Source organism: Pseudomonas sp. N-1-13 (assembly GCF_057787095.1).
Genome location: NZ_JBYNRI010000001.1, coordinates 5072164 through 5086560, shown reverse-complemented (window position 1 = coordinate 5086560; position 14397 = coordinate 5072164). Strand labels below are relative to the sequence as shown.

The following is a 14397-nucleotide window of genomic DNA, read 5'->3' as shown; positions in this document are numbered from 1 at the left end:
TACAGCGCTATCGCGAGCAAGCTCGCTCCCACAGGGGATCTGCGGTGAATGAAGAATCTGCGACTGGCGGTGATCAAGGGTGGGAGCGAGCTTGCTCGCTATGGCGTCGGCACATCCAACATCTTTGCTGACTGATACACCGCTATCGCGAGCAAGCTCGCTCCCACAGGGGATCTGTGGTGAATGAAGAATCTGCGGCTGGCGGCGATCAAGGGTGGGAGCGAGCTTGCTCGCGATGGCGGCGGCACATTCAACATCTCTGGAGACTGACACAGCGCTATCGCGAGCAAGCTCGCTCCCACAAGGGATCTGCGGCGAGTGAAGAACCTGCGGCTGGTGGCGATCAAGGGTGGGAGCGAGCCTGCTCGCGATGGCGGCGGCACATTCAACATCTCTGGTGACTGATACAGCGCTATCGCGAGCAAGCTCGCTCCCACAGGGGATCTGCGGCGAGTGAAGAATCTGCGGCTGGCGGCGATCAAGTGTGGGAGCGAGCCTGCTCGCGATGGCGTAGGCACATCCAACATCTTTGCTGACTGACACAGCGCTATCGCGAGCAGGCTCGCTCCCACAGGGGATCTGCGGTGAATGAAGAATCTGCGACTGGCGGCGATCAAGGGTGGGAGCGAGCCTGCTCGCGATGGCGGCGGCACATTCAACATCTCTGGAGACTGACACAGCGCTATCGCGAGCAAGCTCGCTCCCACAGGGGATCTGCGGTGAATGAAGAATCTGCGACTGGTGGTGATCAAGGGTGGGAGCGAGCTTGCTCGCGAAGGCGTAGGCACATTCAACATCTTTGCTGACTGATACACCGCTATCGCGAGCAGGCTCGCTCCCACAGGGGATTTGCGGTGAATGAAGAATCTGCGGCTGGCGGCGATCAAGGGTGGGAGCGAGCCTGCTCGCGATGGCGTAGGCACATTCAACATCTTTGCTGACTGATACACCGCTATCGCGAGCAGGCTCGCTCCCACATGGGGATTTGTGGTGGATGATCGATCGCGCCCAATACGCCACTGTTCCCGTCGGACGACGATGCAGGCAAGATGAAGGCCTGCAAGTCAGAACACAGGAAGCTGATCGTGACCGAAGCGTTTATTGTCGTTCAAACCGCCGAACAAGCCGTGGATCGTCTGGCGGCCCTGCACGAGCGTGCGACCACTGCGCTGAACCAGGCGCTCAAGCGGTACCTCAAGGATCGCATCGAGCCGGATGCCGAACAGCGGGCGTTGTTTCGCTATCCCGCCCTGCGCCTGACCTATCACTGCCATGGCGAAGTCCCGCAAACCACCCGCGCCTACGCCAAGGTCCAGTTGCCGGGCACCTACAGTGTCACCGTCACCCACCCGGCTGCGTTCCGTAAATACCTGCTGGAGCAGTTGGTCCCGCTGATGCACGACTTTACCGTCACCGTGGAAGTGGGTGTCAGCGAGCAGAACATCCCCTATCCCTACGTGGTGGAGCAGGGTGATGAACTGGCCGGCTCCGGTGTGACTGCCGCGGTGCTGGCGCGAGTGTTCCCCAGTACCGACCTGTCGGCCGCCACCGATGGCATTGCCGACGGCCTCTACGACTGGGAAAACACCGACCCGCTGCCGCTGGCGTTGTTTGACGCGGCGCGGGTGGACTTTTCCCTGCGTCGGCTGGTGCATTACACCGGCAGCGACTGGCGCCATGTGCAGCCGTGGATCCTGCTGACCAACTATCACCGTTATGTGGATCAGTTCATTGTCCATGGCCTGGAGCAACTGCGCAGTGACCCGCGTTTTGTGCGCATGGTCCTGCCGGGCAACGTGATCATCGAAAAGAGCATGGACCACGGTGAAGCCTCGGCGATCGCCGCGGGCGTGGTCTGGCACCGCTACCAGATGCCGGCCTATCACCTGCAGGCTAGCGACGGCCACGGCGTGACTCTGGTGAACATAGGCGTCGGGCCGTCCAACGCCAAGAACATCACCGACCACCTGGCCGTGCTGCGCCCCCACTGCTGGCTGATGATCGGTCACTGCGGTGGGCTGCGGCAGTCCCAGACCATCGGCGACTACGTGCTGGCCCACGCTTACATGCGTCGCGACGGCATCCTCGACCGGGTCGTGCCGCCGAATATTCCGATCCCGGCCCTGGCTGAAGTGCAGATGGCCTTGCAGCAAGCGGCGGCCAATGTCACCGGTGAAAAGGGCGACGAGCTGAAGAAACGCCTGCGCACCGGCACTGTGCTGACCTACGACGACCGCAACTGGGAATTGCGCTGGGCCCAGGAGCGTCCGTTGATCAACCTGTCCCGCGCCGTGGCGGTGGACATGGAAAGCGGCACCATCGCCGCTCAGGGATACCGCTTGCGTGTGCCGTACGGCACGTTGCTTTGTGTCTCGGACAAACCGCTGCACAGCGAGATCAAATTGCCGGGTTCGGCCAACGCGTTTTACGAACGGGCGGTCAACCAGCACCTGAAGATCGGCATCGCGGCGCTGGACCTGTTGCGCAACGAACTCAACTCGCTGCACTCGCGCAAGTTGCGCAGCTTCGACGAGCCGCCGTTCCGCTGATGAACTGATCCCGGTTGAAGGGGCAGTGGTTATTTAACGGTCGGGCCACTAGCATGGTCGGCCCAGACCGTTAGATGTTGTGTTTGCCATGCCTCGTCCGCCACGTCCCGCTTCCCGCCGCCCTGGCGCGAAACCTCCCGCATCCGCCCCGCGCCGTGTGGCCAAGGCCCCGCCGGCCGAGCCGAGGCTGATCCTGTTCAACAAACCCTTCGATGTGCTGACGCAGTTCAGTGACGATCAAGGGCGGGCGACGCTCAAGGACTTTATCGACGTGCCCGGCATTTATCCCGCCGGGCGGCTGGATCGCGACAGCGAAGGGTTGCTGCTGCTGACCAACGACGGGCAGCTGCAGGCCCGCATCGCCGACCCCCGGCACAAACTGGCCAAGACCTATTGGGTGCAAGTAGAAGGCGAGCCCAGTGCCGAGCAATTGCAGCGACTGTGCGCAGGCGTGGAACTGAACGACGGCATGACCTTGCCCGCACAAGCGCGGCAACTGGATGAGCCGCAGCTATGGCCGCGCAACCCGCCGGTGCGCTTTCGTAAAAGCGTGCCGACCAGTTGGCTGGAACTGGTGATTCGCGAAGGGCGCAACCGTCAGGTACGGCGCATGACCGCCGCGGTGGGCTTGCCGACATTGCGTCTGGTGCGGGTCAGGATCGGTGACTGGACGCTTGAAGGGCTGGATCAGGGACAGTGGAAGGAAGTGCCAGCGCGTTTATAAGGTGCCCGTCTCGATCAGGCCGATCACCACGCTCTTGATGACGAATGCCGCCACGCCCAGTCCCAGCACGAAAAACAGGATGAACGAGCCGAAACGCCCGGCCTTGGACTTCTTCGCCAGATCCCAGACGATAAAACCCATGAAAATGATCAGGATGCTGACAAGGCCAGTCATCATCCACTCTTCGAAAACCACAGGATCCATCGAAACACTCCGGCGTGGGCGAGGTTGAAAAGGCGGGGCGAGTATACGGCATGGAAAGAGGGCGAAGGATTGGGCTGCGACGGTGTGTCGCAGCTATTCATCGCCTGAGCTGACGCAGCGGTGTTCTCTTCAGTCGTGGTGGACACCGGCCCGCTTGAGCATCTGTTTGCAGCGTTCGGACAAGTGAAACACCCGCAGGTGCTTGCCGGCCTTGCTATAGCGTTCACGCAGGGTCTTGAGCGCCGCGATGGCCGAATAGTCGACAAAGCTCAAGTGACGGCAGTCCAGGGTCACCTGGGACGGATCGTTGGCCGGGTCGAACTGGTTGAGAAACGGCGTGGTCGAGGCGAAGAACAGGGTGCCGTGCAGGCGATAGAGCTTGCTGCCGTCCGCTTCCAGATGCGCATCGGCATACAGTTCCCGGGCCTGTTGCCAGGCAAAGTTGAGCGCCGCAATGATAATGCCGCACAGCACCGCGGTCGCCAGATCGGTGAACACCGTGATGGTCGTCACCGCGATGATCACCAACACGTCATTGACGGGCACTTTGTTGATCACCCGCAGCGAGGCCCAGGCAAAGGTCTGCTGGGACACCACGAACATCACGCCTACCAGCGCGGCCAACGGGATGCGTTCGATCAACGGCGACAGAAACAACACGAACAGCAGAACCATCACCCCGGCCACCACGCCGGATAACCGGCCGCGCCCGCCCGAACTCAGGTTGATCACGGTCTGGCCGATCATTGCGCAACCGCCCATGCCGCCGAACAGTCCTGAGGCCATGTTGGCCGCGCCCAACGCCAAGCACTCGCGGTCCGGGTAGCCGCGGCTCTCGGTGATCTCGTCGGTCAGGTTCAGGGTCAGCAGGGTTTCCAGCAGGCCGACCATCGCCATCACCACCGCATAGGGCGCGATGATCCGCAAGGTATCCAGGTTCCAGGGAATGTCCGGCCAGACAAAGGCCGGCAGGCCGCCGGCGATGTGCGCCATATCACCCAGGGTGCGGGTCGGCAGCCCGAAAAAGTACACCGCCAGGCCAACCCCCAGGATCGCCACCAGGGCCGGCGGAACACTGCGGGTCAGGCGCGGCAACAGGTAGACGATGGCCATGGTCAGCGCCACCAGGCCGATCATCAGGTACAACGGGCCGCCGCTGAGCCAGGTCTCGCCGCTCTTGAAGTGCTCCAGTTGCGCCAGGGCGATGATGATCGCCAGGCCGTTGACGAAACCGAGCATCACCGGGTGCGGCACCATGCGCACCAGTTTGCCCAGCCGCAACAGCCCGAACGCCATCATGATCAACCCGCCCAGCAGCACAGTGGCCAGCAGGTATTGCACGCCGTGTTGCACCACCAGCGCGACAATCACCACGGCCATCGATCCCGCCGCGCCGGACACCATGCCTGGCCGCCCACCGAACAGCGCGGTCAGCGTGCAGATGATGAAAGCGCCATACAACCCCATCAGCGGGTTGAGATGGGCCACCAGGGCGAACGCGATGCATTCGGGCAGCAAGGCAAAAGACGTGGTGAGGCCGGCGAGGGCGTCGGCGCGAAGACGTGCTGGTTTCATGATTTTCCTGGCTGGGCAGCGCTTGAGAGTCGACTGCCGTGGGCGTGGTGCAAAAACAGGGTGGGGATGGTACGGAATTGAGTGCGGTGCGGCCAGTGGTTGGTCGTCGTGTGGGTGATTGCGGGGCGGCTTCGCAGCCCGGAAGGCGCACGCTTCCTCGCCACGAGAGACGGCCAGGGATGAAAATCCTGCACTGAATTTACATGGCAGGTGGTGGGCGATGTCCGTCAGCGACATTTCTTGTCTGTGTACGAAAATTACTTTCAGTACGTTTGAAGATTGCTCCTCGAAATGATTTATGAGTTTCACAAACACAACGACGTGACCCCATTCGAGGAGTAACGCATGGCCCCTGCATTCGGTTATTGGCTGTTGGTCTACGCGGCCATCGCCATCATTGCGCTGATCGTTTTGATCGCCCGATATCGGCTTAATCCGTTCATTGTCATTACGCTGGTGTCCATTGGCCTGGCGCTGCTGGCCGGGATGCCGCCGTCCAGTGTGGTCGGGGCGTATGAGGCGGGCGTGGGCAAGACCCTGGGGCACATCGCGCTGGTGGTGGCCTTGGGCACGATGCTCGGCAAGATGATGGCCGAGTCCGGCGGGGCCGAGCGCATGGCGCAAACGCTGATCGAGCGCTTCGGCGAGCGCAACGCCCATTGGGCGATGGTGTGCATTGCCTTCCTGGTGGGGCTGCCGTTGTTTTTCGAAGTCGGTTTCGTGCTGCTGGTGCCCATCGCGTTCACCATTGCCCGGCGCGTGGGCGTGTCGATCCTGATGGTGGGGTTGCCGATGGTCGCCGGTCTCTCGGTGGTGCATGCCCTGGTGCCGCCGCACCCGGCAGCGATGCTGGCGGTGCAGGCGTTCCAGGCCTCGGTGGGGCAGACCTTGCTGTACGCGATTCTGATCGGTATTCCTACCGCGATCATTGCCGGCCCTGTGTATGCCAAGTTCATCGTGCCGCGCATCCAACTGCCGGACGATAACCCGCTGGAGCGCCAATTCCTCGACCGCGAGCCCCGCGCCAATCTGCCAGGTTTCGGGATAACCCTGGGGACCATCCTGCTGCCGGTGGTGCTGATGTTGATCGGCGGTTGGGCCAACCTGATTTCCGAGCCGGGCAGCGGCTTCAATCAGTTCCTGCTGTTCATCGGCAACTCGGTGATTGCCTTGCTGCTGGCGACCCTTCTCAGCTTCTGGACGCTGGGCCTGGCCCAGGGCTTCAACCGTGAGTCGATCCTCAAGTTCACCAATGAATGCCTGGCGCCGACGGCCAGTATTACGTTGCTGGTGGGCGCTGGCGGTGGTTTGAACCGGATCCTGGTGGACGCCGGAGTCACTCAACAAATCGTCGGCCTGGCCCAGGAATTTCAATTATCGCCACTGGTCATGGGCTGGCTGTTCGCCGCCCTGATGCGTGTCGCCACCGGCTCGGCCACGGTGGCGATGACCACGGCCTCCGGTATCGTCGCCCCCGTGGCGATCGGTCTGGGCTATCCCCATCCCGAGCTGCTAGTGCTGGCCACCGGCGCCGGGTCGGTGATCTTTTCCCACGTCAACGACGGCGGCTTCTGGCTGATCAAGGAATACTTCAATATGACCGTCACTCAAACTTTCAAGACCTGGACCGTACTCGAAACGCTGATCTCCCTGGTTGCGTTCGGCCTGACCCTAGGACTTGCGCGCTTGCTTTAATCGCAGCGCTCCCACACAGGTGCCGTCATGGACATCCTTTACCAGATTCGCTCCCGTCAGGATTCCTTCAGCGCCGGCGAAGGAAGAATCGCCCGGCTGATGCTCGACGACGTAGGGTTCGCCGCCTCGGCCAGCCTGGATGAACTGGCCCAGCGGGCCGAAGTCAGCAGCGCCACGCTGTCACGGTTTGCCCGTACCGTTGGCTGCCGCGACCTGCGGGACTTGCGCCTGCAACTGGCCCAGGCCAGTGGCGTCGGCAGCCGGTTTCTCGACCCCGCCGGCGCGCCCGAGCAATCGGCGTTTTATGGGCAGATCGTCGGCGATATCGAGACGACCCTGCGTCAGCACCTGTCGGCATTCGAAGAGTCTCGGTTCAGCGACGCGGTGCGGATGCTCGGCAAGGCGCGGATGATTCATGCGTTCGGGCTCGGCGGTTGGTCGGCGTTGTGCGGCGAGGAGTTGCAGGTACGGCTGGTGCGTTTCGGCTACTCGATTGCCGCCTGCCGGGATCCGGTGATGATGCGCATCACCGCCACCTCATTGAGCCAGGAGCATTTGGTCATCGCCTGTTCACTCACCGGCATCACCCCGGAACTGCTCGGCGCGGTGGAACTGGCGCGCAGTTATGGTGCGTCCATCCTGGCCATCACCCGCGCCGACTCACCGTTGGCCCGACTGGCCGATGTAGTGTTGCCGCTGCAAGGCGCGGAAACCTCGTTCATTTATAAGCCCACGGCGGCGCGCTACGGCATGCTGCTGGCCATCGATGTACTCGCCACCGAGCTTGCGCTGGCCCACCCCGAAGACAATCAAGAGCGTCTGCGGCGAGTCAAACTCGCCCTGGACGATTACCGCGGCGGCGACGATCACTTGCCGCTGGGAGACTGAGATGCTGTACGACACGCTTATCCGCAACGCACGGGTCATCGATGGCAGCAACACTCCCGGTTACAGCGCCGACGTGGCGATCCGTGCCGGTCGCATCGAGCGCATCGCCGAGCTGCGCGATGCCCGGGCAATCGAAGAAATAGACGCCGCCGGCCGGGTGCTGGCTCCAGGGTTCATCGATGTGCACACCCACGACGATACGGTGGTCATTCGCCAACCGCAGATGCTGCCCAAACTCAGCCAGGGCGTGACCACGGTGATTGTCGGCAATTGCGGCATCAGTGCTTCACCAGTGAGCCTGCGGGGCGAGCCGCCGGACCCGATGAATTTGCTCGGCACCGCCCAAGCGTTCGTCTATCCGCGTTTCGATGATTATCGTTCGGCGGTGGAAGCAGCCACGCCGGCGGTCAACGTGGCGGCGCTGGTGGGGCACACGGCGCTGCGCAGCAACCACATGGATGATTTGTTGCGCACCGCCAGCGTGGGAGAAATCGCCGCCATGCGTCAGCAACTGCGCGAAAGCCTGGAGGCCGGCGCACTCGGGTTGTCCACCGGCCTGGCCTACGCCAACGCCTTTTCGGCCTCCACCGACGAAGTCATGCAACTGACCCAAGAGCTGAGCGCATTCGGGGCGGTCTACACCACCCATCTGCGCAGCGAATTCGAACCGGTGCTCGAGGCCATGGACGAAGCGTTCCAGATCGGCCGTCACGCCCGCAGCCCGGTGATCATTTCCCACCTCAAATGTGCGGGTGCCGGTAATTGGGGGCGTAGTTCGCAGGTGCTCGCGGCGCTGGAGAATGCGGCGAAAACCCATCCGGTCGGTTGTGATTGCTACCCCTATGCGGCCAGCTCCTCGACCCTGGATCTCAAGCAGGTGACCGATGCCCATCGCATCACCATCACCTGGTCGACGCCTCATCCGCACATGGGAGGGCGCGATCTGGCTGACATCGCCGCCGAATGGGATGTGCCGCTGCTGGAGGCCGCGCGGCGCCTGCAACCGGCCGGCGCGGTGTACTACGGCATGGACGAAAGCGACGTACGACGAATCCTCGCCCACCCGTTGTCCATGGTCGGCTCCGACGGTTTGCCGGAGGATCCGTTTCCGCATCCGCGCTTGTGGGGCGCTTTCCCGCGGGTACTGGGGCATTTCAGCCGAGACGTCGGGCTGTTTCCGTTGCACACCGCCGTGCACAAAATGACTGGCCTGTCGGCGGCGCGCTTCGGCCTGAAGGACCGTGGGGAAGTTCGGGAAGGGCATTGGGCGGATCTGGTGTTGTTCGATCCTCATACCATCAGGGATGTCGCCGATTTCAACGAGCCGCAACGGGCCGCCGAAGGTATCGATGGGGTTTGGGTCAACGGCGTCTTGAGCTACCGCGAGGGCCGGGCGAATGGGCGCAGGCACGGGCGGTTTCTGGCGCGAGAAGGGGATCTACGCCGTGGATTCAGTTCGTCACCCGGCGCTTGAGAGGTGGAAACACAATGGAATGCCCTTGTGATCTGCTTCTCAGTGGTGGCATTGCGATATTAAAGAAGCCGGTGATATAGCCGAAGCAATGAGTTCAACCCATCTAAACTGGGTCTTTTCAGCCAGGGAGTAACCCATGAGCTTCGGTAAAACCACCCCGATCCTGCGGATCTTCGATGAAACCAAGGCATTGGCGTTCTATGTCGACTTCCTGGGATTTACCGTCGACTGGCAACATCGCTTTGGTGACGATTTTCCGCTGTACCTGCAAGTCTCTCGCGACGGATGCGTGCTGCACCTGTCCGAACACCATGGCGACTGCACCCCGGGCTCGGCACTGCGCATCGAAACGGATGAACTGGAAGCTTTCCAGGCGCAACTGCTGGCCAAGCAATACCCCTTCGCCCGCCCTCAGATTCAGGCTATGCCGTGGGGTAGCCAGGACATGACGGTGGTGGATCCGTTTGGCAATCGGTTGGTGTTTACCAACGGGATTAGTGTGTAACGAGGTTGGATACATTGATGGGCGAGCAGGGGCGTTGGGCTAGATCTGCCGCCATGTGACGAAAGAGCCAAGGTGATGGATCTTTTTGACTGATTGTAATGACATTGCGCAAAGCGCCCATTTCTTCCGGGAAATGGGCGCCTGCCATGATCAAACCCGGAAGTGACTCACCATCATCTGCAACTGATTACCCAAGCGGGCCAGTTCAACACTGGACGCTGCGGTTTCTTCGCTGGCGGCGGCGGTCTGTTCGGACACGTCGCGTACGTTGATGATGCTGCGGCTGATCTCCTCGGCCACGGCGCTTTGCTCTTCGGCAGCGGCGGCGATCTGCTGGTTCATCGACTGGATGTTTGACACTGTGCGGGTGATGTTTTCCAGTGATACACCGGCCTTGCGGGTCAGGGCTACGCTGCTGTCGGTAAGGCTGCGGCTGTTGTTCATCACGGCGGCCACTTGTTGGGTGCCGTTCTGCAGACCGGCCACCAGGCCTTCGATTTCCTCGGTGGACTTTTGTGTGCGCTGGGCCAGGCCACGGACTTCGTCGGCAACCACCGCGAAGCCACGACCGGCTTCACCGGCGCGCGCCGCTTCGATTGCCGCGTTCAGGGCCAACAGGTTGGTTTGTTCGGCGACGGCCTTGATCACGTCCATGACACTGCCGATCTTGTCGCTTTCCTGTTGCAGCACGGTCATGGCGTCGGTGGAGCGCTCCACTTCACTGGCCAGGCGCTCGATCTGGGCGATGGCTTCGTTGACCACCTGGTCGCCGGCACGGGCTTCACCGTCTGCCGCGGCGGCTGCCTGGGATGCCTCTTCGGCGTTGCGGGCAACTTCCTGAACCGTGGCGGTCATCTCGTGCATGGCGGTCGCCACCTGATCGGTCTCGACTTTCTGGCTGTTGACGCCGGCGCTGGTCTGCTCGGTTACTGCGGACAATTGTTCGGCAGCACTGGCGATCTGGGTCACGCCATCACGGATGCCGCTGATCAAATCGCGCAGGGTCACGCCCATGCGTGCGATGCCCTGTTGCAGTACGCCCAGCTCATCGCGACGGGTAACGATGAGGTTGTGCGAGAGGTCGCCACTGGCAATGCGATCGACCACGGCCAGGGTTTCGCGCAGCGGTCGGGTGATCTGGCGAGTGATGATGACCGCCGCGATGATGCCTACCAGCAACGCCAACAACGTGCTGACCAGTTGCAGGGTGCGGGCCTGGGCGCTTTCGGCATCGCGACGGTCGAGCTGGATCTGATACAGCTGTTCGCTCAGGGAGACGATGGTCGTGCCCTGGTCGGTCATTTCCTTGCGGGCCTGCACCGCCTCGGCAATGGCCTGGGTGAAAGCCTGGACGGAGCTGCGGTATTGAGTCAGGGCAGCTTCGAGCTGACGCAGCTCACCTTGCCGGGTGCTGGCGAAATACGCATTCAACGGTTGGAGCGAAGCGAGGGCGGCATCCAGTTGGGCGACGGCCTTGCGTTCGTTTTCGGGGTTGCTGTTGGCGGTGTAGCCGCGCACTTCATAGCGGGCCAACATGAACGCCTGCTTGGCCTCGGTGATGGCCTGGTACTGTTCCAGGCGCTGGTCGCTCGAGAGCATTTGCTGAACGTCGGTATTGATCGTCTCGATCAGCTGGTAAGCGGTCCCGGCGTTGGCAGTCATCGCGTCGCGGGCGGTGTTGGCGCTGCGGTAGGCGTTGCGCATTTTGTTCAGGGACACCTGATAGGCGCTGATCGTCGCGCTCTGCTCCTTGAGCAGCTTGACGTTTTCCGGGCTCTTGAAGCTGCTCAGCAGCGCGTTCTGTTGCGCAACGAAACTATCGAGGGTGGTTTGCACATTCTGTGCGGCGGTCTCGTCGCCATTGGTGAGCATGTATTGCAGGCGCACGACCCGAAGCTTGGTCAAGCCGGCATTGAGCTTGGTGATGTCGCTCATCCAGTTGCTGCGGTCGATCAGCCCTCCCAGGCTGGTCCAACTGGTCAGTGCCAGGACGCAGGTCAGTACCAGCACCAGGCCAAAGCCCAGGCCCAGTTTCATGTTGACGCTAATGTTGCCAAACCAGCTATTCATCATATTCCTCCAGGAACGTTGTGCTGCTTGATCGTCGGTACGCTGGAAGATTGTTGTTTTTGAGCCAGCTAAAACGTGTAACAGGGCTGTATCGGCTGCCGACTCTGGATCTGAAAGGATTTTTTTGGAGTGTCAGGCATTGGCTGGAGAACTTGCTGCGCGCCTCAGGGTTATCCTGAATTCCAGGCAAAAAAAAGCCCGCGGGAGGGCGGGCCAAAACCTTAGTTTCTTGAATGAGCGAGGGGACTTTACCCAATCACGCGAACGCGTGGGGTGAAGAAAAGTTCATGAGAGGCGGGTGGCAATGAGCAGAGAACGAAGCCCTCAACCTGGATCAGATTGAGGGCTTCTCTGCGCCTGACAACCTCACCTCAGATCAAACCGATCCAGGTTCATCACCTTGACCCACGCCGCAATGAAGTCGCTGACGAACTGCTCCTGCGCATCTGCGCTGGCATACACTTCGGCCAGAGCCCGTAGTTGGGCGTTGGAGCCGAAAACCAGATCGACACGAGTGCCGGTCCATTTGACCTGACCGGTCTTGCGGTCGCGGGCTTCGAACGTTTGCTGGTCGTCTGAGAGCGGTTTCCATTCCACGCCCATGTCCAGCAGGTTGACGAAGAAGTCGTTGGTCAACGCACCTGGCCGTTGGGTGAAAACCCCATGCCGGGTTTGGCCGACATTGGTATCGAGTACGCGCAGGCCGCCGATCAGTGCGGTCATTTCCGGTGCACTCAGGGTCAGCAGTTGCGCCTTGTCGATCAGCAGTGCCTCGGCGGATACGCTATACCTGCCCTTGAGGTAGTTGCGAAAGCCATCGGCGATGGGTTCAAGAAAGCCGAACGACTCGACGTCGGTCTGCTCCTGGCTGGCGTCCATGCGCCCCGGCGAAAAAGGCACCGTCACGCTGAGCCCGGCATTCTTCGCCGCCTGTTCAATGCCGGCGCTGCCAGCCAGCACGATCAGGTCCGCCAGGGAGATTTTTTTACCACCGGACTGGGCCCCGTTGAACTCGTCCCGGATTTTTTCGAGAGTCGCCAGCACCTGCGCCAATTGTTCCGGCTGGTTGGCCGGCCAATCTTTCTGCGGGGCCAGACGCAGCCGGCCACCGTTGGCACCGCCGCGCTTGTCGGAGCCACGGAAGCTGGACGCGGCCGCCCAGGCGGTGGACACCAGTTGTGAAACCGACAGGCCCGAGGCCAACAGTTTGCTTTTAAGGGACGCGATGTCGCTGTCGTTGACCAGAGCATGGTCCACTGCCGGGATAGGGTCCTGCCAGAGCAGCTCTTCGTTGGGCAGTTCCGGGCCGAGGTAGCGCGAGAGCGGGCCCATGTCGCGGTGGATCAACTTGAACCAGGCCCGGGCAAAGGCGTCGGACAACTGCTCTGGATTCTCCAGGAAGCGCCGTGAGATTTTTTCGTAGATCGGGTCGAAGCGCAGCGCCAGGTCAGTGGTCAGCATGGTTGGATTGCGACGCTTGGACGGATCGTGGGCGTCTGGGATGATGCCCGCGCCAGCACCGTTTTTCGGTGTCCACTGATGCGCACCGGCCGGGCTCTTGGTCAGCTCCCACTCAAACCCGAACAGGTTCTCCAGATAATTGTTGCTCCAGCGGGTGGGTGTGGTGGTCCAGGTCACTTCCAGACCACTGGTGATGGTATCGGGGCCTTTGCCGGTGCCGAATGCGTTCTTCCAGCCCAGGCCCTGTTGTTCCAGGCCGGCGGCTTCAGGCTCGGCGCCGACATTGTCCGCAGGCCCTGCGCCGTGGGTCTTGCCAAAGGCATGGCCGCCGGCAATCAGGGCCACGGTTTCTTCATCGTTCATCGCCATGCGGCCAAAGGTTTCGCGGATATCCAGCCCCGCAGCGACCGGGTCAGGTTGACCCTCGGGGCCTTCCGGGTTGACGTAGATCAGCCCCATCTGCACGGCGGCCAGCGGGTTCTCCAGGTTGCGCCCCAGATCGGTACGGCTTTCTTCATTGCCCGGCTCGGCCACCAGTTGTCCTTCGCCGGGATCTTGCATCGCGGCTTTATCCGGCTTGCCGTAGCGGGTGTCGCCGCCCAACCATTTGTTTTCGGAACCCCAGTAGACGTCTTCGTCCGGCTCCCAGACGTCGGGACGACCGCCGGAAAAACCGAAGGTCTTGAAGCCCATGGATTCCAGCGCGACGTTGCCGGTGAGCACGATCAGGTCGGCCCAGGATATGTTGCGACCGTACTTCTGCTTGATCGGCCATAACAGCCGGCGCGCCTTGTCGAGGCTGACGTTGTCCGGCCAGCTGTTGAGGGGCGCAAAACGCTGTTGGCCGGAGCCTGCGCCACCGCGCCCGTCGCCGGTGCGGTAAGTGCCGGCGCTGTGCCAGGCCATACGGACAAAGAGCGGGCCGTAGTGCCCGAAGTCCGCCGGCCACCAGTCCTGGGAGTCGGTCATCAACGCATTCAGGTCATTTTTCAGGGCCTGGAAATCCAGGCTTTTGAATGCTTCGGCGTAGTTGAAATCCTCGCCCATGGGGTCGGACAGCGGGGAGTGTTGGTGCAGGATTTTCAGATTCAGCTGGTTGGGCCACCAGTCACGGTTCGTGGTGCCACCACCCGCAGCATGATTGAACGGGCATTTCGATTCGTTTGCCATGAGGAGCTACCTTGGTCGTATTCATCCAGCTATCCAGCCCGCGGGGGCTCTATAGCGACAGGTGAAAATCAATACGTAGATG

General features: G+C 61.7%; 10 protein-coding genes and 1 pseudogene. 6 read left to right on the top strand and 5 right to left on the bottom strand.

Annotation, left to right across the window (positions count from 1 at the left end):
• The first annotated feature begins 1049 nt into the window (after window positions 1-1049).
• Both amn and AC3I65_RS22755 read left to right on the top strand, forming a co-directional pair.
• Window positions 1050-2549 (top strand): AMP nucleosidase, encoded by a 1500-nt coding sequence (gene amn, locus AC3I65_RS22760; protein WP_160893475.1) that lies wholly within the window; start codon window positions 1050-1052, stop codon window positions 2547-2549.
• Between the two features lie 157 nt (window positions 2550-2706).
• Window positions 2707-3273 (top strand): pseudouridine synthase, encoded by a 567-nt coding sequence (locus AC3I65_RS22755; RefSeq protein WP_160893474.1) that lies wholly within the window; start codon window positions 2707-2709, stop codon window positions 3271-3273.
• Here AC3I65_RS22755 and AC3I65_RS22750 read toward each other — a convergent pair.
• Together AC3I65_RS22750 and AC3I65_RS22745 are read right to left on the bottom strand one after the other, a co-directional pair.
• Window positions 3268-3477 carry a DUF2788 domain-containing protein gene (locus AC3I65_RS22750; RefSeq protein ID WP_047230243.1) on the bottom strand — a complete coding sequence of 70 codons (210 nt, stop codon included), beginning with the start codon at window positions 3475-3477 and terminating at the stop codon, window positions 3268-3270. The two genes, AC3I65_RS22755 and AC3I65_RS22750, sit on opposite strands and share 6 nt — an antisense overlap.
• A 129-nt stretch (window positions 3478-3606) precedes the next feature.
• A complete protein-coding gene (locus AC3I65_RS22745) occupies window positions 3607-5052 on the bottom strand; it encodes a SulP family inorganic anion transporter (protein ID WP_488524186.1) in 1446 nt (481 codons plus the stop codon).
• 345 nt (window positions 5053-5397) lie between these two features.
• Here AC3I65_RS22745 and AC3I65_RS22740 point away from each other — a divergent pair, with 345 nt between their 5' ends.
• The 4 genes from AC3I65_RS22740 to AC3I65_RS22725 all read left to right on the top strand — a co-directional run bounded on the left by AC3I65_RS22740 (window position 5398) and on the right by AC3I65_RS22725 (window position 9614).
• Window positions 5398-6747: a GntT/GntP/DsdX family permease gene (locus AC3I65_RS22740; protein WP_047230241.1), complete on the top strand. Its 1350-nt coding sequence runs from the start codon at window positions 5398-5400 to the stop codon at window positions 6745-6747.
• Between the two features lie 27 nt (window positions 6748-6774).
• Window positions 6775-7635 carry a MurR/RpiR family transcriptional regulator gene (locus tag AC3I65_RS22735; RefSeq protein ID WP_274090052.1) on the top strand — a complete coding sequence of 287 codons (861 nt, stop codon included), beginning with the start codon at window positions 6775-6777 and terminating at the stop codon, window positions 7633-7635.
• A 1-nt stretch (window position 7636) separates the two neighbouring features.
• The gene (locus AC3I65_RS22730; protein WP_488524185.1) at window positions 7637-9109 is read left to right on the top strand and encodes an N-acyl-D-amino-acid deacylase family protein; all 1473 of its coding nucleotides are present in this window, start codon (window positions 7637-7639) and stop codon (window positions 9107-9109) included.
• A gap of 136 nt (window positions 9110-9245) precedes the next feature.
• Complete coding sequence (locus AC3I65_RS22725; RefSeq protein WP_047230238.1) at window positions 9246-9614, top strand: glyoxalase superfamily protein; 369 nt, start codon at window positions 9246-9248, stop codon at window positions 9612-9614.
• Between the two features lie 150 nt (window positions 9615-9764).
• On the opposite strand, the gene AC3I65_RS22720 is transcribed toward AC3I65_RS22725, so the two are convergent.
• The 3 genes and pseudogenes from AC3I65_RS22720 to katG all read right to left on the bottom strand — a co-directional run bounded on the left by AC3I65_RS22720 (window position 9765) and on the right by katG (window position 14315).
• Window positions 9765-10469, bottom strand: coding sequence for a methyl-accepting chemotaxis protein (locus AC3I65_RS22720; protein WP_371264159.1), 705 nt, complete (start codon window positions 10467-10469; stop codon window positions 9765-9767).
• A gap of 201 nt (window positions 10470-10670) precedes the next feature.
• Window positions 10671-11549 (bottom strand): annotated as a pseudogene (locus tag AC3I65_RS22715) (methyl-accepting chemotaxis protein); the annotation flags it as partial.
• Between the two features lie 501 nt (window positions 11550-12050).
• Complete coding sequence (gene katG / locus AC3I65_RS22710; RefSeq protein WP_488524184.1) at window positions 12051-14315, bottom strand: catalase/peroxidase HPI; 2265 nt, start codon at window positions 14313-14315, stop codon at window positions 12051-12053.
• Window positions 14316-14397 lie beyond the last annotated feature (82 nt).